This is a genomic window from Runella sp. MFBS21, assembly GCF_029433105.1.
GTDB lineage: Bacteria > Bacteroidota > Bacteroidia > Cytophagales > Spirosomataceae > Runella.
The window spans coordinates 250,381-270,923 of record NZ_JARNTW010000003.1 but is presented as its reverse complement, the minus strand read 5'-3'; the positions used below and the strand labels follow the sequence as shown (position 1 = coordinate 270,923).

At 41.6% G+C, this 20,543-nt stretch carries 21 protein-coding genes; 7 read left to right on the top strand and 14 right to left on the bottom strand.

From position 1 onward, the window contains the following. Positions 1-9: 9 nt before the first annotated feature. Positions 10-1,428 (bottom strand): ATP-dependent RecD-like DNA helicase, encoded by a 1,419-nt coding sequence (locus tag P1X15_RS08545; protein ID WP_028666731.1) that lies wholly within the window; start codon positions 1,426-1,428, stop codon positions 10-12. Positions 1,429-1,653: 225 nt separating this feature from the next. Here P1X15_RS08545 and P1X15_RS08540 point away from each other — a divergent pair, with 225 nt between their 5' ends. The 4 genes from P1X15_RS08540 to coaD all read left to right on the top strand — a co-directional run bounded on the left by P1X15_RS08540 (position 1,654) and on the right by coaD (position 4,121). Further along, on the top strand, positions 1,654-2,091 hold the full coding sequence (locus P1X15_RS08540) for a CBS domain-containing protein (RefSeq protein WP_277337727.1): 438 nt from the start codon (positions 1,654-1,656) through the stop codon (positions 2,089-2,091). A 106-nt stretch (positions 2,092-2,197) separates the two neighbouring features. Continuing rightward, positions 2,198-2,728 carry an NUDIX domain-containing protein gene (locus P1X15_RS08535; RefSeq protein WP_277337726.1) on the top strand — a complete coding sequence of 177 codons (531 nt, stop codon included), beginning with the start codon at positions 2,198-2,200 and terminating at the stop codon, positions 2,726-2,728. Between the two features lie 26 nt (positions 2,729-2,754). After that, complete coding sequence (locus P1X15_RS08530) at positions 2,755-3,648, top strand: DUF3822 family protein (RefSeq protein WP_277337725.1); 894 nt, start codon at positions 2,755-2,757, stop codon at positions 3,646-3,648. Then, the gene (gene coaD, locus P1X15_RS08525) at positions 3,645-4,121 is read left to right on the top strand and encodes a pantetheine-phosphate adenylyltransferase (protein ID WP_277337724.1); all 477 of its coding nucleotides are present in this window, start codon (positions 3,645-3,647) and stop codon (positions 4,119-4,121) included. The genes P1X15_RS08530 and coaD overlap by 4 nt, the downstream gene beginning before the upstream one ends. On the opposite strand, the gene P1X15_RS08520 is transcribed toward coaD, so the two are convergent. The 3 genes from P1X15_RS08520 to rfbC form a co-directional block, all read right to left on the bottom strand. Further along, positions 4,105-4,509, bottom strand: coding sequence for a DUF983 domain-containing protein (locus tag P1X15_RS08520; RefSeq protein WP_277337723.1), 405 nt, complete (start codon positions 4,507-4,509; stop codon positions 4,105-4,107). The genes coaD and P1X15_RS08520 overlap by 17 nt on opposite strands. 64 nt (positions 4,510-4,573) lie before the next feature. Then, positions 4,574-5,317 (bottom strand): tyrosine-protein phosphatase, encoded by a 744-nt coding sequence (locus tag P1X15_RS08515; protein WP_277337722.1) that lies wholly within the window; start codon positions 5,315-5,317, stop codon positions 4,574-4,576. Positions 5,318-5,500: 183 nt separating this feature from the next. Further along, entirely contained in the window at positions 5,501-6,046 is a 546-nt protein-coding gene (gene rfbC / locus P1X15_RS08510) for a dTDP-4-dehydrorhamnose 3,5-epimerase (protein ID WP_277337721.1), read from the bottom strand. A 48-nt stretch (positions 6,047-6,094) separates the two neighbouring features. Between rfbC and P1X15_RS08505 the strand changes: the two genes are divergently transcribed. Both P1X15_RS08505 and P1X15_RS08500 read left to right on the top strand, forming a co-directional pair. Next, a complete protein-coding gene (locus P1X15_RS08505) occupies positions 6,095-7,198 on the top strand; it encodes a sensor histidine kinase (RefSeq protein WP_277337720.1) in 1,104 nt (367 codons plus the stop codon). Positions 7,199-7,255: 57 nt separating this feature from the next. Continuing rightward, entirely contained in the window at positions 7,256-7,990 is a 735-nt protein-coding gene (locus P1X15_RS08500) for a LytTR family DNA-binding domain-containing protein (protein ID WP_028666723.1), read from the top strand. 49 nt (positions 7,991-8,039) lie between these two features. Here P1X15_RS08500 and P1X15_RS08495 read toward each other — a convergent pair whose 3' ends face one another. The 10 genes from P1X15_RS08495 to P1X15_RS08450 form a co-directional block, all read right to left on the bottom strand. Next, entirely contained in the window at positions 8,040-9,542 is a 1,503-nt protein-coding gene (locus P1X15_RS08495) for a SusD/RagB family nutrient-binding outer membrane lipoprotein (RefSeq protein ID WP_277337719.1), read from the bottom strand. A 32-nt stretch (positions 9,543-9,574) separates the two neighbouring features. Beyond that, the gene (locus tag P1X15_RS08490; RefSeq protein ID WP_277337718.1) at positions 9,575-13,177 is read right to left on the bottom strand and encodes a SusC/RagA family TonB-linked outer membrane protein; all 3,603 of its coding nucleotides are present in this window, start codon (positions 13,175-13,177) and stop codon (positions 9,575-9,577) included. Between the two features lie 48 nt (positions 13,178-13,225). Then, positions 13,226-14,344 (bottom strand): FecR domain-containing protein, encoded by a 1,119-nt coding sequence (locus P1X15_RS08485; protein WP_277337717.1) that lies wholly within the window; start codon positions 14,342-14,344, stop codon positions 13,226-13,228. A 59-nt stretch (positions 14,345-14,403) separates the two neighbouring features. Next, complete coding sequence (locus P1X15_RS08480) at positions 14,404-14,991, bottom strand: RNA polymerase sigma factor (protein ID WP_277337716.1); 588 nt, start codon at positions 14,989-14,991, stop codon at positions 14,404-14,406. A 26-nt stretch (positions 14,992-15,017) separates the two neighbouring features. After that, positions 15,018-16,403, bottom strand: coding sequence for a Gfo/Idh/MocA family protein (locus P1X15_RS08475; RefSeq protein WP_277337715.1), 1,386 nt, complete (start codon positions 16,401-16,403; stop codon positions 15,018-15,020). Between the two features lie 50 nt (positions 16,404-16,453). Next, the gene (locus tag P1X15_RS08470) at positions 16,454-16,909 is read right to left on the bottom strand and encodes a DinB family protein (RefSeq protein ID WP_277337714.1); all 456 of its coding nucleotides are present in this window, start codon (positions 16,907-16,909) and stop codon (positions 16,454-16,456) included. Positions 16,910-17,034: 125 nt separating this feature from the next. Beyond that, the gene (locus tag P1X15_RS08465; RefSeq protein WP_277337713.1) at positions 17,035-18,036 is read right to left on the bottom strand and encodes a 3-oxoacyl-ACP synthase III family protein; all 1,002 of its coding nucleotides are present in this window, start codon (positions 18,034-18,036) and stop codon (positions 17,035-17,037) included. A 75-nt stretch (positions 18,037-18,111) separates the two neighbouring features. Beyond that, the gene (purS, locus tag P1X15_RS08460; protein ID WP_028666719.1) at positions 18,112-18,363 is read right to left on the bottom strand and encodes a phosphoribosylformylglycinamidine synthase subunit PurS; all 252 of its coding nucleotides are present in this window, start codon (positions 18,361-18,363) and stop codon (positions 18,112-18,114) included. A gap of 78 nt (positions 18,364-18,441) precedes the next feature. Further along, positions 18,442-19,179, bottom strand: coding sequence for a CDP-diacylglycerol--serine O-phosphatidyltransferase (pssA, locus tag P1X15_RS08455; protein WP_277337712.1), 738 nt, complete (start codon positions 19,177-19,179; stop codon positions 18,442-18,444). A gap of 4 nt (positions 19,180-19,183) precedes the next feature. Beyond that, the gene (locus P1X15_RS08450; RefSeq protein ID WP_277337711.1) at positions 19,184-19,822 is read right to left on the bottom strand and encodes an MBL fold metallo-hydrolase; all 639 of its coding nucleotides are present in this window, start codon (positions 19,820-19,822) and stop codon (positions 19,184-19,186) included. Between the two features lie 274 nt (positions 19,823-20,096). Here P1X15_RS08450 and P1X15_RS08445 point away from each other — a divergent pair, with 274 nt between their 5' ends. After that, positions 20,097-20,543 carry a DUF6934 family protein gene (locus P1X15_RS08445; protein WP_277337710.1) on the top strand — a complete coding sequence of 149 codons (447 nt, stop codon included), beginning with the start codon at positions 20,097-20,099 and terminating at the stop codon, positions 20,541-20,543.

The following is a 20,543-nucleotide window of genomic DNA, read 5'->3' as shown; positions in this document are numbered from 1 at the left end:
TGCTAAAATTTACTCAAAAAATTGAGCGTGAAAATTCATCATAAATATTTCATCGGTAGCCCGTGTAACAGCTGTATAAAGCCAACGCACAAACTCCTTGTTGACTTGGTCTTCGGGTAAAAAACCTTGATTGACAAAAACCGATTTCCATTGCCCTCCTTGGGATTTGTGGCAGGTAAGAGCATAAGCAAATTTTACTTGTAAGGCATTGAGATACACGTCTTGGCGGATAGCTTCGTTGCGGGCTTTTTTGGTTTTGAGATACATATAATCCTCCAATACAGCCTCATACAACCGCCTGTTTTCTTCCTGAGTGAGCGAAGGGCTAGGCGAATGCAATGTGTCCAAAAAAATCTTGGCTTCAAAAGGCGGCTGTTCTTCATAATCGAGGAGCTGAAGCTCTACTGTCGCAAACCGAAAGCCATGTACTTCTTCTTCCTTGCGGATGCGTTTTACTTCCACAAAATCTCCATTGGCCAAAAAACCAGCGGGCGACTCTTCGTCGAGGACGGTATAATTGTTGCGAACAATCATCAACAAATCTCCCACTTCAAGTTCTTCTTCGGCGGCGTTGATTTGACGCCTTACAAACTGATTGAGCTGTACCGCTTCGCGATTAGAACGGGTGATGATAGTGACATTTTCGCGGCCGTGTTTTTCGTAAGCATAGCGTAGACCGTCTTCGAGGCGGTCGCTCGGCATTTTATAAAAATCCCTCAATCCTTTAGTTTGAAGTTTGATGTCAAGTTTTTCGAGCGGTAGGGTATCTCTGAGACTAGTGGCATTGCGCAGGATGCCGGAGTGTTGGCCTTGGCGCGTCACTTCAGTGAGCTCTTGCTCATACACGCTGAGATAAAAAGTACTTTCAAGGTACGATTTGTCGAGGGCAGGGCTTAGTTCTTTATTGATAGGAGGTAGCTGAGCCACATCTCCCACGATGAGGAGTTTATTGCCAATGCCTTCAAACACATACTCAATCAAATCATACAGAAGGCCATGCGAGCCAAATTCGGCTTCGTCCGAAATCATGGAAGCTTCGTCAACGATAAAAAGCGTATCGCGGTGTTTGTTGGATTGTCGCTCAAAATGCAGCGTACCCGTATAAGCATCCGCTACTTGACGGTAGATTTTTTTATGGATAGTCAGGGCTTTTTTCTTGGAGTAATTGCTCATGACCTTGGCAGCACGCCCGGTAGGAGCCAAAAGCACCGTTTTGTAGCCAAATTTGGTGATAACTTTGATAACGGTACTGATGAGGGTTGTTTTACCCGTTCCGGCATATCCCTTGAGCAAAAAACAGTCGCGTACATCTTCGTTTTCTAAAAACTCGGCAATTTTTGTAAAAAAATGCTGCTGACCCGAAGTAGGCTCATGGGGGAAGGCTTTTTGCACCAAAGCAGCGGAAGTCAAAGGCGGTGTCTCTTTCATGTACTCAAAACTACAGTAGGAATGCAAATTTCGCAACCATGATAAATTATTCCTTTTTTTTTATTTTCATTTTTTAAGAAAAAATTATACTTTCATAGTCTCTTTAAGCGAAATGTTCCCTAAAATACCAAAAGCCTAATGTGAGATAAAATGGATAATGTGGTGATAGAGAGGGTATTCTTGATGACTAGCTAAACTAATTCCTAACTTTAATTTTTATAACGAATGAAAATCAAGAATGTATTAAAAGACAAAGTCCGCAATGCTATTTTCTCAGTCAAGTCAGACGCTACTGTGTTGGAAGCATTGCAGCAGATGGCCGAAAAAAACATTGGGGCAGTGTTGGTCATAGATGAAGGTCAGTTAGTCGGTATTTTTTCAGAAAGAGATTATGCCCGCAAAGTGATTTTGTTGGGGAGAAGTTCGAATCAAACTCTCATCAAAGACGTAATGACCTCCAAGCTTATTACGGTTTCTTCTGAGCAAAAATTGGAAGAGGCTATGATTATCATGTCAGAGAAGCATATTCGACACTTGCCGATTGTGGATGAAGGGGAGCTAATAGGTATTATCTCTATCAACGACGTGGTAACGAGTATTATCAAAGACCAAAAAGCTCGTATCGAATCATTAGAAAGTTATATATCGGGAAGTCCATATTGATATATGATTATATTTGCAGTTGGGAAGTAATGTAAAAGGAAGGTAGCCTTGGGCTAACATGTTGATACAGTGTAGACTACTGCTGCCGACCTTTCAAACAAACAACTTGACTGTAACTTTGGAAAAGGCGAGAGAAGAAGTAAAACGCCTCTATGGCAATCGACTTCGCATAAGAGTATGCGGTATATGCATCGAAAACAACAAAATTTTGATGCTTAATCACCGTGGAATCGGCAACACCGATACCTTTTGGTGTCCTCCGGGAGGAGGAATCGATTTTGAAGAAACTACTCCCGATGCGCTCAAAAGAGAATTTAAAGAAGAAACGGGGCTTGATGTTGAAATTGGTTCTTTGATGTTTGTAAACGAATTTATGCACCCGCCGCTGCATGCTTTAGAGCTTTTTTTTGAAGTAAAAGTAATAGGAGGGCAGCAGCTTCTTGGTTCGGATCCAGAGATGACTACCGACGCCCAAATCATCCAAGAATTACGTTGGATGAATTTTGAAGATATAAAAAAGTACCCATCTCATGAGGTGCATACACTTTTCAAATATTGCAACCGTTTATCTGATATTTACCTTTTAAAAGGCTACCTCAACGAACTCAATACCTTGACGGAAGTAGTTCACAACTAACGATTCACTTAGGATTTTTAAGACGGATGCTTATTACACAGACCGCGATTACTCCATTGTTGGAGATTAAAGATGAAAGATTTGACCCCGAAAAATGCGCGGAGTATGAATTAATGTTGGAAGTAAATACCGAAAGGCTTCGTTTCATGGTGTTTGACGGCGGCCAAAAACGGGTATTGTGTTTAGAAGATTATCTCATGTCAGGGATTGGTCGAGAACCAAATCAATCGGCTTGGCTGTCGGATTTGTTTCAGCAGCATCGTTTTTTGGGGAATAATCTCTGGAAAAGTGTGAGTGTTTCTTTCAATACGCCTCATTTTACGCTTATACCGGATGAGTACTTTCGAAAAGAATATATTGGCTCCTATCTAGAACTGTTGAGAGGAGAGACTCTTGAGCATGAGCAGGTAGTACACCGTGAAGTAAGGCACTTAGGCGCCCGCAATGTATTTGTTGTTCAGAAATCTATCAGCGAATTTATGCTCAACACTTATACGTTGCATAAGCCTATTTTTCTGCATCAGACGCATGCCTTGATTGAGGGAACGATCATACAATCGAAGCTCGAAAAAGACAGAAGTGTAATGAGCCTTCACTTCGAAGATGAATATCTGACAGTGACTATTGCTAAAAATAGCCGCTTGCTTTTTTGCAACAAGTTTGCCTACAAAGTCGCCTCTGATATGGGGTATTTTGTAATGTTTGTGTTAGATTCACTAGGTTTAAGAGCCGATGATTTATCCGCTTTTCTCTATGGTGAGATAACCCCTTTCTCAGAAGATTACCAACTGCTCCAAAAATTTTTATCGCATATTTCGTTCGGTAATATTCCACCAAAAATTATGCTAGGAGAAGCTTTTGAAGATTTGCCCGAGCATCGTTATTTTAGTTTATACAATATCTATTTCGCAACTTTATGAAAAAACGTATCGCATTGTTTCCAGGCTCGTTTGACCCTTTTACCAAAGGCCACGAAGATATAGTGTTGAGAGGGCTCAACTTGTTTGATGAAATCATCGTAGGGATTGGGCACAATTCAAACAAAAAGCGCTACTTTCCCTTAGAAACAATGAAGGCGTTGATTGACGAAACGTTTGCGAAATATCCACAAATCAGTACCGCCACTTATGATGACTTGACAGCCAACATGGCTCGTCAATTAGGAGCGCAGTTTTTACTGAGAGGTTTACGAAATACGACCGATTTTGAGTACGAAAATAGCATATCGCAGGTAAATAGGCACGTTTATGAAGAAGTAGAGACGATTTTTCTTATTACATCCCCACATTTAGCTCCAATTAGCTCCACTATCATCCGAGAGCTTCATCGCTATGGTCACGATGTAGACGAATTTTTGCCTTACAAACTTTCCAAGGCTACCATTTCGGTTTGATTTTTTTTGGGTTTTTGGCTGCTTCTGGGTCATATTTTACGAAGATATTAATCCACAGCAATCGACCCCATCTGAAAAAAAGCGGCTGAGACAAAATCAAAATTGGAATCAAAACCCCCAATACATACAAAACATTGAACTGAAGCCAAAGTACAAAGCATACAAAAACAACGGAAATTAGTAAAGTATAAAGCGCATAGCTGCCATACATACCGCCGAAGTAAAACCCTGGCTCTCTTTCAAATGACTCTCCGCATACTTCGCAGTTGGTATGCATTTTATCAAAGTCTTTCCACCGAAAAGACTGATTACTCTTGAAAAAATTGCCTTCTTGACAGCGAGGGCACTTATTGTGGAGAATACTGTATAACTTGGATCCTTTGAGCATATCTAAAGAAAGATTGGCTCCAAAGGTAATATATTTTGACCATACAAAACCTATTCCAATGCGCTTATAGAAGATGAGAGTTTAAAAGCCCTTTTTCTACCAATCGTGCAAAAACCGTGGAATGAATAGAGTCTTTGATGTGGCTCCATTCGCGCTGATTATGGGTATTGCTTCCTACAAATGATACCAGTCCTTCGGTAGTTAGGCGTTCGGCAAGTTGGCGAGTAGCAAGGTGATTACTTTGCCAAGAGTTGAGATTGAGTTGAAACAATACCCCTCGTCTGTGCAAATCAATTACTAGATCGAAATTTTGTTGTAAATAATGATAACGCTCTGGATGAGCTAATACGGGTACTAAGTTGCGTTTTTGGATGAGTTCGATAGCTTCGTACAAAAATGAAGGTCTGCCTACAATGCTTGTTTCTAGCAGCAAGTAAGTATCTTGAATTGCAAGAAGAGGTTGGCCTTGCTCGAGCATATGAACCAAAGAGACATCAAGGTAGTATTCGGCAGCCATGTCGATTTCGACCGAGATACATTTGCGAATAAGCTCACTACGCAGTCGATTGCGGCTATTACGGATATTTTCGATACTGTTTTCGTAAAACTCTCCCATGATGTGAGGAGTGGCGATAATTTTGCGCAATCCTTGAGAGGCCATTTCTTGGATGAGCGCCACGCTTTCTTCCAAGCTTTGGGGACCATTATCAAGCAACGGTAAAATATGAGCATGCATATCTACCGCAAAAGGCGGAAAACGAGTAGATGCTTGAGAGGTACGATTTCGTTTTAGAAAAGAAAAAGGCATGGTGGTTTACAATTCGCTTCCAGATACATTTCGTTATATGAAATTATCTTTTCATGAATTGTGCCAAAGTAATAGGCATACAAAAATAATTGTTAACCATTAGAAAATCAGAATATTGATACCTATTGGTTTAATAAAGCTACCTATCGAAAAAAAATTAAATCAAATTGGTATATAAATTGCTTAAGAAGCTATTTGGTCAAAATAACCTTTAAAAGTGGGTAATTGAAGGTCTTTTTCGGAGACAATAGGGTTAGTGATTTGCCAATCGATGTTTAAATCAGGGTCGTTCCAGATAATCCCTCCCTCTGAAGCTTTGTTGTAAACGTTGGTGCATTTATAGATAAAAATTGAATCTTCTAATGCCACAAATCCGTGAGCAAACCCTTCTGGCACATAAAATAAATTGTTGAGTTCGGCAGAAAGCTCAACCGTTTCGTATTTGCCAAAGGTAGGGGAGTCGGGACGAATATCGACGGCCACGTCAAGTACCCTTCCTGATACTACTCGTACGAGTTTTCCTTGAGCAAATGGCTCGCGTTGAAAGTGCAATCCTCTTACAACGCCTTTTTTGGAGAAAGATTGATTGTCTTGAACAAAATGAGTAGGGATTCCTTTCGCCTCAAAAGTTTCTTTATTGAAAGTCTCAAAAAAAGACCCTCTTTCATCTTTATAAACCGCTGGTATAATTTCTATCAGGCCTTCGATTGATTTTTTAATAACTTGCATAGGGGTGAGTAAATTGAAAACAAAGGCAAAATTAGCTAAATTGGACGAATGTCGAAAAAAAGAATATACTGGATTTGTCAAATAGGGGGATGGTCGGCTCTTATGTTCTACGAATTGCTCTACTACGCATTCGAAGACGAGCTTACGCTCAAGATGTTTTTTATTGCCATCGCCAATATTTTGGTGTGCATATTGCTCACTCACTTTTATCGCCTGATTGTAAAAGAACAGAACTGGGTTAGTTTGCCTTTATATAGACTAGTTCCTCGGGTTATTTTCTCAGGATTTTTGTTAGGATTTATCATGACTTTGATGAATTATCCTATTGATATACAGACTCTTAGAGAGATATTTCATAGCCAATTATTTATTTTCTTTGGTCATTTGTTGTCGTGGAGCAAGAGTATGTTTATGTGGGTGCTGAGCTATACGATTTATCATTATGTAGAAAACATGCGGGCTACCGAAATTGAGAAGATTTTGCTCAAGACCTCTGTCAAAGAAACTGAAGCCAAGATACTTCGCTCTCAGCTCAACCCTCATTTTGTATTTAATGCCCTTAATTCTATTAGAGCCCTTATTTCGGAAAATCCGGCCAAAGCACAGCAAGGAATAACACAGCTGTCTAATATTTTGCGCAATTCGCTACTAGCTGATCGGCGCAAAACCGTTGAGCTACGCGAAGAACTAAAAACGGTAGAAGATTATCTGAGTCTAGAAAAAGTGCGCTACGAAGACCGACTTACTACCGATTTTCATATTGATCCCAAAACTCTATATTTACAAGTGCCTCCTATGATGCTCCAGACCTTGGTCGAAAATGCAATCAAACATGGAGTCCAAAAAGCCGTAAATGGGGGTTTTGTTCAGGTGACTACTTTTTTAGAAAACGATCACGTACATATTCATATTCGAAATACGGGAACGCTCATCAAAAAAGACAACGATTTAGAAAAACACAAGGAAGCAAGCGGGTTTGGCCTTGAAAATACTGAGCGTCGCTTACATTTGTTGTATGGAGAAGATTCGGCGGGGTTTAGGATTTTTCAGGAATCGGAAGAAGTGGTAAGAGCTGAGGTGATTATTCCAATTCAAACCGAAGGGGTATTTAGGAGTATCCCCTCAACAAAGAAAGCGGCTAAAAGTATATAAAATAGGCCTGCCGTAGCCTAAAAGTTCAAAATATGATAAACCACAAATCATTTGCTAATGAAAGCCCTGATTATTGATGATGAAAGGTTGGCTCGAAACGAGTTACGCCGATTGTTAGAGAATTTTCCAAAGATTGAAATTGTAGGCGAAGCGGCTAATGCCGACGAAGCAAAAAAGCTAGTAGAAGAGCAACGCCCCGATTTATTGTTTTTAGATATTCAGATGCCTGGTAAAAACGGGTTTGAATTGTTGGAATCGTTGGATGATGATACAATTCCAGAAGTAATTTTTACAACAGCCTATGATGAGTATGCTCTCAAGGCTTTTGAATACAATGCGCTAGATTATATCCTGAAACCTATTGATTTACCTCGATTGAGCGAAGCAGTACATCGGGTATTTGATGAGTTCGACAGAAAGAACGAAACTGAGACTTTGACCGAACGTAAAATTTTGGGAGAAAACGACCAAGTTTTTATCAAAGACGGTGAAAGATGCTGGTTTGTAAAACTCGGTAAAGTAAGGCTGTTTGAATCGATGGGTAATTATGTACGTCTTCATTTTGACGACCAAAAACCACTCGTTCTTAAGTCATTGAATGCTTTGGAGGAGCGTCTCGACCCCGTTTCTTTTTTTAGAGCTAACCGTAAACATATCATCAATTTGCAGTGGATTGACAAAATCGAACCTTGGTTTTCAGGGGGGCTTTTGGTGACTTTGCGCGGAAGCGGTGAAAAAATAGAAATCTCTCGCCGCCAAGCCATTAGATTTAAAGATATGCTGAGTTTATAAATAATAAAGGGCTGTTGGATTTTCCAACAGCCCTTTATTATTGAAGGGTTTATTTTTTATCCCACCACACTTTTGAAGTGTAGGAGTTGCCGTTTGAGAGGCGTTTTACGGCTTCATCATAATTAGGCTTGTTGAGTAATGTCTCTCTAGATGAGTAAATAGCTCTCCTCGGAATCTGCCCATTGGTAGAGCCTAAGTTGGGGCCTGGTTTGAGCGCGGGATAGCCCATGCGGCGCCATTCGATAAAGGCCTCGTAAGAGCGTCCAAACAACTGAATCCACTTTTGCGTACCAATTTTTTCTAGCTTTTGTTCTTTGCTCAATCCCGTAAAAGAAAGCTGTTCCTGAAAATCTGCTGGGATAGTAGTGACATTATAGGGGTTTTGAGCCAATGCGGCTTTGAGACCATCTTGATAAAATTTCTCGGCTTGATCGGTAGTAGCACCCCATCCTTCTAGGGCAGCCTCGGCTTTGTAAAAACTAACATCTGAAAAAGACATCGCTAAACAGGCAATAGCGGGACTATAAGCTTTGTTGAAAAAGGTAGTTTGGGAAGCCGTAGAATAATCATCCTTGATAACAGCCTTTAGCAAATCATCAGTAAGGGCTACACCAATGCCTTTGTAGGCAGGAGCACCGGCTTTTACTGAATTAACACTAGGCTGAGCCAAACGTGGGAGCCGTGGGTCTTTGGTCGAAACAAGTTGAGTCACCAAGGCCGACGCTAGGTATTTGAGGTCGGGGCTACCAGCAAGCCAATGATTGAGTACAGGGTGTACATTACCGTTAGTGGCATCATTGAAGGTAGGAACGGCAGCATTGTCGGCATTACTTTCCATCAGCGGTTGGCCCATGGCCTCAGTTACGGTTTTTTGAGCCAATGCTGCATCCGCATACCTAATCCGCATCCCAAGACGTAGTTTAAGGGAATTGCCGTATTTTTTCCATTGAGCGATATTGCCTTTGAAATAAAAATCAGCGCTGCCGTAGCTTTCATCAGTAGGAGTGAGCTGGCCAATAGCCGCATCTAAATCTTGAATTAGTTTTTTATAAATAGACTCTTGCGTGTCAAATTTAGGTTGGTTGTTGACGGCTTCTACACCCAATGCGGTTTCGGAAAATGGAACATCACCAAAAAGATCAGTGAGACGTTGCCATATCGAAATCTCTACAATCCGCGCAATGGCCAATTTGGTGCGGGCTTTAGGATCAGATTCACGACCTTTGAGTATTTGATTCCGTACTTGTGATAGATTTCTGATAAGTGCGTAGTGATCATTCCAAAGGTTATCGTCGGTTTGTTGAATATACCTTGAACTAGATATTAAAACGCCCCCTGCCCAATGTTGTATCCATGAGCCAAACTGATTGTTAGGGTATTCGTAACCTTCCGAAAATGCCGCATCTTTTTGGGCTTTTGATAAAATCAGCCCCGGATCAATGGTAGATAGGGTAGTAGGGGGTGTATTGATTTTTTCAAAATCTTCGGTACAGCTTTGTGCCATAAGGAGGCTTCCCAACACCACGAGCGATTTGATTTTTATATGTTTCATAAAATGTATGTCTTAAAAAGGTAAAGAGTTGATTAGAGTTCTAAATTCAAGCTTACACCAAAATACCGCAACAAAGGCAGTGAAGTAGATTCAAGCCCCAACGAAGAATTGTTGACATTGAAGGAAGAAGCTTCGGGTGCATAGCCGTCGGTTTTGCGTTGGAAATAAAACAAGTTACGACCATATACACCCGCGCGGATGTTGCGGAAAGGTGTTTTGCTGATAAACTTAGAAGGTAATTGATAATTGAAAGTAAGTTCTCTAAACATTACATAGCTTGCATCATTCAGCATTTCTTCAGAGACTACGTTATCTTTATCTGGTGCAATGACGTTCCAATAATCCTGCGCTCTTACTTGTTTGGTGTTGGTTTGACCAGTGCTTGTCCAAGTTCCGTCGGCATTTTTCTGAGCTACTACTCCCTCTGCTACGTAAGTTCCGTCGCGTCCAGGTAGTGTTTTTTTGATTGTACCATATACCAGTTCTTCGCGAAGGCTTTGTGAAAATATTTTACCACCTTGGCTGATGTCAATCAAACCTGAAAGCGCAAAGCCTTTGTAGCGCAACACATTATTGAAACCGCCAATCCAATTGGGCAAAGCGCTTCCAATTTCATATAAAGATTTGGCGTTGGTTTTGAGCGGTAAGCCTGTAGTAGGGTCGATGAGGCGATTGCCTTTGTCGTCACGAAGCCACTGAAAGCCATTGCCGATGATAGTTCCGAAAGGCTTGCCAGGGGTAGCAATGACTTGTACGTTGCGATCATCGCCCAAAAGGAAAGTAGAGACTCCTTCAGCCAACTCAACCACCTTGTTTCGGTTGCGGGAAAAATTGAAAGTCGCATCCCACGAAAACCCAGATTCGGTGCGCACAGGTGTACCCGTAATCGATAGCTCTATACCATGATTGCGGATTTCGCCTGCATTGATACGTCGTGAACTAAATGTACTCGAAGGCGGCAATGGAATATTGAGGATTTGGTTTTTGGTGCTAGCATCGTAATAAGCAAAACTAAGACCAAGGCGGTTTTTGAAGAAACGAGCTTCAAGACCCAATTCAATGGATGTAGTCAACTCATTTTTTAGATTAGGGTCAGGAATTACCGATGTAAACGAGCCTAATGGCTGTCCACCATGAGGGTTTTGGTCCAGTGAGTAGTTACCTGTCAATTGATAAGGGCTTCCTGAGCTTCCCGCTTGTGCCCACGAAGCACGTACTTTTAAGAAACTGAGGGTACTATTTTGTAAATTGAAGGCATCCGTAACTACTAAGCTGCTGCTAATGGCAGGGTAAAAAAACGAATTGTTGGCTGGTGAGAGTGTAGACGACCAGTCGTTTCGAGCAGAGAAATCAACAAATAAATAGTCTCTGAATCCTACTGAACCTGCTCCATATACGGAGTTGATGGAAGACTCCGAAAGGTTGAAAATATAAGAATTGAGCAGGGTATTGTTGATAGAATATAAATTAGGTGCAATAAATTCCGTACCAGTATTTCCTGTAGTACGAGCTGAAAATTTCTGATGATTGGCTCCTAGATTAAGCGATAACGAGAAATCTTTTGACAATTGAGGTGTAAGCGACAACAACACGTCACTGTTGTCTTCTCGTACGCGAGTCACTTCTTCTATGATGTCGCCGTTGCGGTTTTGGCTTTGGTAAGTTCCTTTTTCACGATACCGAAAACGCTGGTCAGTATAAAAGTCGGTACCTGTTTTGGCCGTCAATCGAATCCAGTTATTGAATTGATAACTCAGTTTAATCAATCCAATAAGCCTCTGACGGTCGTCAGAGTTGCGGGTATGGTCACGAGTCCAGTAAGGGTTGGCCGTGGAAGAGTTGGTAGCATATGTTTTTTCCAAACCCGGATAAATAATGCTTCCGTAGCCAAGTTGTTTTGTGATATCTTCGGCTGTCCATGCTGATTGTTCTAAGACACTCATGGGCATGGAGCGGGGCTGGCTTATCCATAAATATGCAGGGTTGTCGGCGGCATCCGATACTGTAGGACGATTGTTGCCTCGTTGACCAATATAGTTAGCTTTAACGTCCAAGTCTAATTTGGGCGTAATTTTGGCAAGGGTACGAAGGTTGATATTGTTACGATTAAGGGTATTGCCAGGAGTGTAGCCGTCGATTTTGGTATTGCCAAACGACAAACGATAGTTGACATTGTCGTTGCCCCCTTCAACGCTAATATTGTTGGCCATTTGTTTTTCTTTATTGAAAAACGTTTGGAAAGTATTGGGCTGAGGAGTCAGACTTAAGATATTACCCCATTGGTCTTCGTATTGCTGCCCTTCCATTTTAGCACCCCAACTTGAACGGGTGAAGCGGTCGCGTCCACCACTCATTTTGGGCATGCCTTGGATATTGGCTGCTTGAGCTGCTGCCCAAGTATATATTTTCCCGTCGTTGCCCCGAAAGTGCGTAAAAGTTCCGTCGAGCCCTTGTCCGTACTCGTCCTGAAAGTCTGGCAATACGAGGGCATCTCCTACCGAATAATCAATACCATATTTGACTCCAATCCCTTTGCGAGATTTACCAGATTTGGTGGTAATCAAAATCACTCCGTTACTACCTCTTTGTCCATAAAGTGCGGCAGCATTAGGGCCTTTTAAGACCGACATGGTTTCGATATCTTCTGGATTAATGTTGGAGATTCCGTCGCCATAGTCAATACCTCCCCAACGACTAGGAGAGTTTACGTTGCTGTTGTCCATCGGAATACCATCGATTACATACAAAGGCTGGCTATTGCCGACCAATGAATTTGCACCACGTATCACTACTCTCGAAGACCCACCAGCTCCATTTCCAGCGCGGGTCACTTGTACTCCAGCGATTTTTCCAGCCAACGATGTAGCTACGTTAGCTTCTTTGGCTTGGGCTAGGCTCTCGCCATTAATCTCTTGAATAGAGTATCCCAGCGCACGTTTGTCTCTTTTAATACCAAGCGCAGTGACTACTACTTCGCCCAAGGTTTGAGTGTCTTCATTGAGCACAACGTTGATTTCGGTCTGATTTCCTACCGCTACTTCTTTTTTAAGATAACCTACAAACGAAAATACGAGTGTCTCAGAAGGGTTAGCTATGATACTATACTTTCCTGCGCCGTCGGTAGAAGTACCCCGATTTGTACCTTTGACCAATACACTTACTCCGGCCAACACTTCTCCTTTTGCATCGGTGAGTGTTCCTTTGATAGGATCTTGGATAAGCATGGCATCATTGCCAATCGAAACCTTTTTTTCGATTGGTTGGATTGGTTGGGCTTCTTGTTTTAAAATAACTTGTTTGCCTGCTACCTCGTACGATACTTGCAGAGGCTTGAGCAGTGATTCTAATACTTTGCTTAAAGGCTCATTGACCGCATGGACGTTTACTTTACGTTCTGTTTTGATAAGACTTGGGCTATACAAAAATTTGACCGAAGTAAGTTTTTCGATTTTGGACAACACTGACTTGAAAGATTGCTCTTCTGCGCGGAGGGTGATGCGTTGTTGCAACAACTCTTGGGCGTAGCTTTCGTGGGCGTACGTGACACCAATTAATAGTACAGAAAGCAGCAGCTGAGTACAGGTCAGACATACCGTACGAATAGCCAAACTGCGAAGACGTAGATGTTTTCTCATAGGAGAAAGTAATGGTTAGATGTTGAAATTGGATATAATTGAATAATATTATTTACAGCCTTTTGAATACACTACTATTTGGGCATCAATGGTTTCGTAGCTAGCTCCAATCCCTTGACAAATCAATTTGATTTTGTGGGGGAGAGATTCGTCGGTCAATGAAGCCGTGATAGTACACGATGAGAGAAGCTCGGCATCATAAACGATGTTGACGCCATAAGCTTTTTCGATAAGCTCGAATACTTCCACTACAGGAGTTTCTTCAAACTCGAAGGTGGGTATTTGAAGTTTTTCTAATAAAATTTGAGGTTCGGCCACCAAAGTCTTCGAAAGCCTTAATTCTTGTCGATTAAGGATAATTTGTTGGTTAGGAGTCAGTACTATCCCTTCCAATTCACGATTGTTTAACTTTTGCTTTTTGTCAGGGTCATTTTGGGTAAATACCGATACTTTGCCCGTTTTGACTTGTACTTCTACATGCTTGTCGTTGGGATAAGCTTGAACCACAAAACTAGTTCCTAATACCTTGGTGACTAGTTCGTTGGCGTATACAAAGAAAGGGCTATGGGGCTGTTTGGTTACGTCAAAAAAAGCTTTTCCCGATAGGTAAACACTGCGGTTTTGTTGACCAAAATGACTATCATAACTCAAACGGCTCTGAGGGAATAACTTTACTTGAGAACCATCCGGTAGCTGTACCAACAGAGGTAGGGCGCTTTGGTTTATTTTTTCTATTTTCGAATCATTGAGGTTTTTGACATAAGCTTGATAGGGAGGCAAAGGTTTTTTGGTGTATGTATACCAGCCTAAACCTGCTATGCATATCACACAAGCTGCCGCAGCATACCAAGCCCAGCTACGGTTCAGGGCAGGAAGAGCGCGTGAAATTGTCTCTTCATCGTGGGCTTGATTGGTGGCATTGATGCGTTGAAGTAGCATTGCCTCGGCTTCGGGCGTCAGATAGGTGCGGGTATATTCATTGAGGCCTAGTTTTACGGCTTCAAGCAGTCGAACGGCTCTTTGCCATTCTTCTTGCTTATGGGGGTTTTGAGCAAGCCAACTTTGCCACCACTCCTTAGAGTTTTCGTCGGGTGTAAGTTGATGTTTGAGAAAAGCATCGTCGGTTACAAAATCGGTTGCAGAATACGTCTGATATAGGTTGGTCACAAGTGTCAAGGATTTTTGTCCGTAGATGACACATGGGTGTATTATATACTCACTAGATTTTAAAAAAATCTTGAAAAAAGATAAAATAAGGAAGGGAGGAGCCAGTTACGAAGTTTTTCGACTGCTCTAAATACTAGATTTTGGGCAGATTGACGATTCATGGACAGCAGTTCGGCGATTTGGGTATATTCCAAATTTTCTACAAATCGGAGGCGAATGGCTTCTTGTTGACGAGGCGGAAGCTGGCTTATGAGGTTTTTGATTAATTCTTGTTTGTTGATACTTTCCTCTTCTTGAGTTTGTAATTCATCGTTTGCAGGTTCAGTCCACAAATCATCGAAATCATCTTGAGAAACAAATTGATGAGGACGTTCTTGGCGTTTTAGCAGGTGAAGAATGCGGGTTTTGAGAGATTTTAATAAATAATAACGCACATTGTCGGGTACAGAAAGGCGGGTACGTTTGGCCCAAATTTCGGTGAATACATCATGAATACAATCTAATACAAATGCCTCTGATACAGGCACTAAACTAAGCCCATAACGGTACATAGCTCTGACGTGTAGCCTATAGAGCTGCGTATAGGCGTCGTCGTCTCCATTCTGAAAGTCTTGCCAGAGTTGACGTTCGTTTGTTGGTTCACCCATTATTGTTGATGACAGATTGGTGGGGATTACCCCAGTTTTATCTCCATCGATTTTCCATTTTTTCGACTAGCTTCCGCCATAAATCCCATTACATGACTTTCGATAGAGGCATCGATAGTAGAGGTAAGGAGAGAAGGGTTGTTTTGGGCTACTGCTTGAACAAAATTTTGCATTAAGCCAAAGTCTCCACCACCATGCCCAGAGTTGTTAAATTCTTTTTGGGTACTGGCTTTCCATAAGGTTACTTCTTTGGTTCGGAAATCGGTTACTTTTATCAAATCATTGTCTCCTTCTATTTCACCCATACTAAACATAACGCGGGTTTTGCGGGCTTCCCATGCCGTAAACGCCTCTAAGCCAAAAGTAGCCAATACGCCCTCTTCAAATTGATAAATACTGGTGTAGTGGTCGGGCTGGTCGTTGTTCATTCGATATACACAACGTCCATAGTTGGAAGTTTTGAGCTTTTCTAAAATAGCGGGACCTTGTAGCGCGGGGTCTTCCGGAACATCAAGTACGTGGATGCGTTTTTTTTGCTCGTAATAGACCTTTATGGCAGAAAATGGACACTCACGTTCTACCTTGCAACCTTCTACGCAGCGTTCGGTACTGCCTTCAGGGGCGTTTTCGCGTTTAAACCATTTCAGATTGCCATAGGCTGATACGGTTTTAGCGGATTTGCTGGCAATCCACCGCATAATATCTAAGTCATGACACGATTTAGCTAAAATGATAGGATTGGTTTTGGTAGCTTCGTGCCAATTGCCCCTTACATAAGAGTGCGCCATGTGGACATATTCGATTCCTTCCAAATGATTGATACTCATCATCGTACCTAGTTCTCCCGAATCACAAAGCTCTTTGAGTTTGCGGAAATAAGTCGTATATCTTAACACATGACAAACCGCAATAATACTTTTGGATTTTTTTGCAGCAGCCAATATTTCCAAACACTCTTGTAAAGAGGGTGAAATCGGCTTCTCCAACAATACATGATAGCCCATCGCTAAAGCTTTCATAGCAGGGCCATAATGCAGATAATCGGGAGTGGAGATGATGATAGCATCCGCAAATTTGGGGACTTTAAAGACATCTTCCCACGTTTTAAAACGATGCTGTTCGCTGATTCCATGCACTTTCGCAAACTTATCATTTCGGAAAGCAACAGGCTCGGCTACGCCTATCATTTTTATATCGTTGGGATTGGCTAAAGCATATCTCCCATAGACATTTCCCCGATTGCCAGCTCCCAATACTATCGCCGTTATGGGTTGAGCGATAGCTATATAGCGAGGATCTTTGGGAAACGTGATTTCTTGAATCGTTTCGGCTTGGGCATGATGGGTAAATGCAGCCGCACTTGCCGTAAGGCCGAGTGTTTTGAGAGCACGACGCCGATTGATAGTTGACATATCGTAACGTAATGAAGGTAAGGAAATGCCGAAAATGAGGGTAAAAAAAATTAGTTTTCTCTAAGCCATAAAATATAATCTGTGGCTGGGAGAGGATTTACCATAGGTTTGAGCAAAGAGATGATTTGGCCTCTGTGGTAGGCACCATGATGCGTAAGATGGATTAAAATCTCACCCAGCGGCGTTTCAAAATTTGCACCAGTTGTATTTTGATACTTAATGATTTTATTGAATTCTTGCTCATCGGTGTCTTTGATAAGGCTATCCCATTTTTGAAAACTGCGTTCGGCCGTTTCTTTAAGCCACGAAATAGGCAATAAATCCCAGGGACTTACCACTAAGTGGTCATTGGCCACTCTGGTAAACCAGACCATCTGGGCATTGAGGATATGGCTCATCAATAGGAGCGCTCTTTCGGGCGGCGTATCAAGCTTTTCGAGGGCATCGATGATACGTAGATTGGCCCAATGGTCATATTCAAAAAGGCGGATGTGATACGATTTCATAAAAGGAAGTGTTATGAGATGACAAGTTTAAAAAAAGCATTTAAACTATCAAGGACTCAGCACAACCATTTATGAAACTTGCCAAGTTTTTTAGATAGACTTGGCAAGCGAGAGAGGGATAATTTTTACCATTTAATCAAAGCGGATGCCCAAGTAAACCCACTTCCGAAAGCCGCAAGACAAATAATGTCACCTTCTTTGACTCTGCCTTCTTCCCAAGCTTCGGTAAGGGCAATGGGAATAGAAGCGGCGGTAGTATTTCCATATTTATGGATATTACTAATCACTTGATCTTCGCGGAGTTTCATTTGGTCGCGTACATATTCGCTGATACGTACGTTTGCTTGATGAGGTACCAAAAGTGAAATGTCTTCGGGACGGTAGCCATTGGCATCAAGGGCTTCACGGATGGCTTCGGCAAATCTTACAACGGCGTGTTTGAAGACGGCATTTCCATTCATAACCACCTCGAAGCCTCCTTCATCAATCATTTCTTTGGTAGCGGAGCGAGTAGGCCGGCTGCTACCGGGGTCTTTGACGTACAAATCTTCCGCAAAACGTCCGTCGGCGTGTAGGTGAGTCGATAAAACGCGGTGCGAATCATCTTCCGTAGCTTGAACTACGGCCGCCCCTGCGCCATCTCCAAAAATCACGGCTACATTGCGGCCTTTGGTGCTTTTGTCGGTCCAAGTGGATTGGATTTCGGCGCCCACTACAAGTACTGTTTTGTACATGCCTGTTTTGATAAACTGATCCGCAATGGAAAGTGCATACACAAATCCCGAGCATTGCTCACGAATATCAATGACGGGAATACCCACCAAGTCGAGCTCGCGTTGCATCAAAAATGCTGACCCTGGAAAGAAATAATCAGGAGTAATTGTAGCATATACAATTAGCTCTACGTCAGAAGGTTGCAGACCTGCTCTTCCCAAAGCTTGCCGTGAGGCCGCAGTAGCCATGCTTGCATTGGTATCTTTGCCATAAGTAAAAAAACGCCGCTCCCGAATTCCGGTTCGTTCCCGAATCCATTCATCGGAGGTGTCCATCCACTGCTTAAGGTCTTCGTTGGTAACTACATTTTCAGGTATGTAGTAGCCCAACCCTGTTATTTTGGAATAAGGCATTGAGGGAATGAATTAGGAGTCAGATAATAAAAAAAGTGATTGCTTTATGGAGTTAGCAATCACCTTTTTCATGATTTATCCTTCTTTGAGGGTATAAGTATAGTCTTCCATAATCATATTGGCGAGCAATTTGCTACAAGCAGTTTCTACTCTTTGTTTGGCGTCGGCCTCAGAGTCAGCTTCAAGAGCCATCGTGATATGTTTACCAATACGAACATCCGACACGTCGTCAATTCCTAAATTGTGAAGTCCCAATTTAACAGCTTTACCTTGGGGGTCCAAAATTTCTTTTTGGGGCATGACGTTGATTTCGGCGATAAATTTCATCTGGAATTTTTTGATTTTAAATGAATGGTAAGAACAAAGTATTTCGTAATCAAAACCATTGAAATACAATGTGCTATGTTATTGAATTTTAATAAACCTTTGCAACACTGACAGAAGTATATAAATAGCTACAATCAGCGGAATTGCTGCAAATTTCAGCAAAAACAATAAAATCACCGACACTAGAAGGAAAATATATTTGACTTGGTTGGCTTTCCAAGCAAAGGTGGTGAACTTGAAAGCCAAAAGTGGTAACTCAGCCACTAGCAAATACGACATCAATAAAGTGTATCCGATGAGTATTTGTTGATTGACTATCCACGGTTCTAGTTCGGGATTACTGCGTAAAATAAAAGGCAAAGAGGCAACTAATAAGGCATTGGCGGGCGTAGGTACGCCAATAAAAGAATCTGATTGGCGACTGTCGATATTGAATTTTGCTAAACGTAAAGCCGAAAAAATAGTAAGAATAAATGCGCTAAAAGAAATCAGCATATTGCCAATATCAATAGAAGTACTGGTTTTCTCCAATAGTTGGAAAATAATCATCGAGGGTAAAGCTCCAAAAGTGACCATGTCGGCCAACGAATCAAGCTCTTTCCCAATTGCCGATGATTGTCGAAGCATCCGAGCGGCAAAACCGTCCAAAAAATCTAAGACGGCTGCTACTAAAATCAAAGTACCTGAGAGGAGCAAATCTCCCCTGAAACTAAATACAATTCCCAAACAGCCACAAGCGAGATTGCCACAGGTCATGAGGTTGGGAATCGTGAAAAGTCGAATATCAGAAGTGGCTAGTAGTTTAGGTTTTGACATAAAATTAAGTGAGAAAAGGATTGGTGCGGCGCTCATGTCCAATCGTAGTGCTATCCATATGACCAGCATATACGCGGTAGTCATCTTCTAAAGTCATAAACTTGGTCTGAATACTATTGATGAGTGCATCGTGGTCGCAAAGTGGGAAGTCGGTACGCCCGATACTGCCTTTGAAAAGCACATCACCGCCGATAACAAAACGCTGCGCATGATTTACAAACGCCAAATGACCAGGCGCATGACCGGGTACAAACAATATCTCAAGCTGAGAATTTCCGAAAGAAATAATATCACCTTCGTCGATAAACTCATCTGCTTCTACTGGCTCATAGCCACGGATTCCCCAAAGTTGGCATCGATTTTCGACAGAGGCCAAAATCGGAAGCTCGTTTTTGTGCATCCACATTTTGACGCCGTATTTTCGCTTCACAAACGCACTTCCAAACACATGGTCGAGGTGAGCATGGGTCTGAAGCAGTGCCTTTACTATGAGTCTATTTTGGGTGATGAATTGGGCGAGTGTTTCTTTTTCGGCTTGCATTAAGCAACCTGGGTCGATAATAACCGCCTCGTGCGTCTCGTCAAAAAGAATGTAAGTGTTTTCTTGAAAAGGAGAGAAAACAAAAGATTGTATCTGAATCATAACAAAATCACTAAAATTGCTGCTAAGTTAGGGTTAAACTTGGCAAGTTTGCAAAAGTACTATTTTAAGTAAACAGCCTTTAGAGGCACTTGACCTATCAACGAATAACCAAATCATTGAAATTCGTATTTATTTCACGCTTATTGTAATATGCTAACCTTAAAGACTAATTAAAGTTATCTTAGAAGTTTTAATGGTAGAAAAACAAAGGTTACTTAGTGATTTGCTATAAAGTGCTTTTGTTAATGAATTAGTTAATTTATAAATTTGTTAGATGAAACAAGAACAATATCCTATCAGTAGTAAAAGGCAGGCGGATATTTATGAGTTTGTGAGTGAGGGTACGCATGGAAGTATTAGAAAACGAATAGAATATAGACCGATAGATGAAAGCAATATCATCTTCAATTTAAGTTTTGTAGATGTTGACCCTGTGACGGATGAAATAAGCGATACAGTCGTAACAAACAACGGTGACAGTATGAAAGTGCTGGCTACAGTTGCTGCCACTACTGTTGATTTTACCAATCGTCACCCTGATGCTTTGATATTTGCCACCGGCAGCACCCCTGCACGAACACGACTTTATCGTATAGGAATTACCAATAACTTTAAAGAAATAGAGCAATACTTTACGGTGTATGGGTTGGCAAGTGAGGGGTGGGAGTTATTTAAAGCAGGGAATGATTATGAAGGATTTATCATAAAAAGAAACCAATAA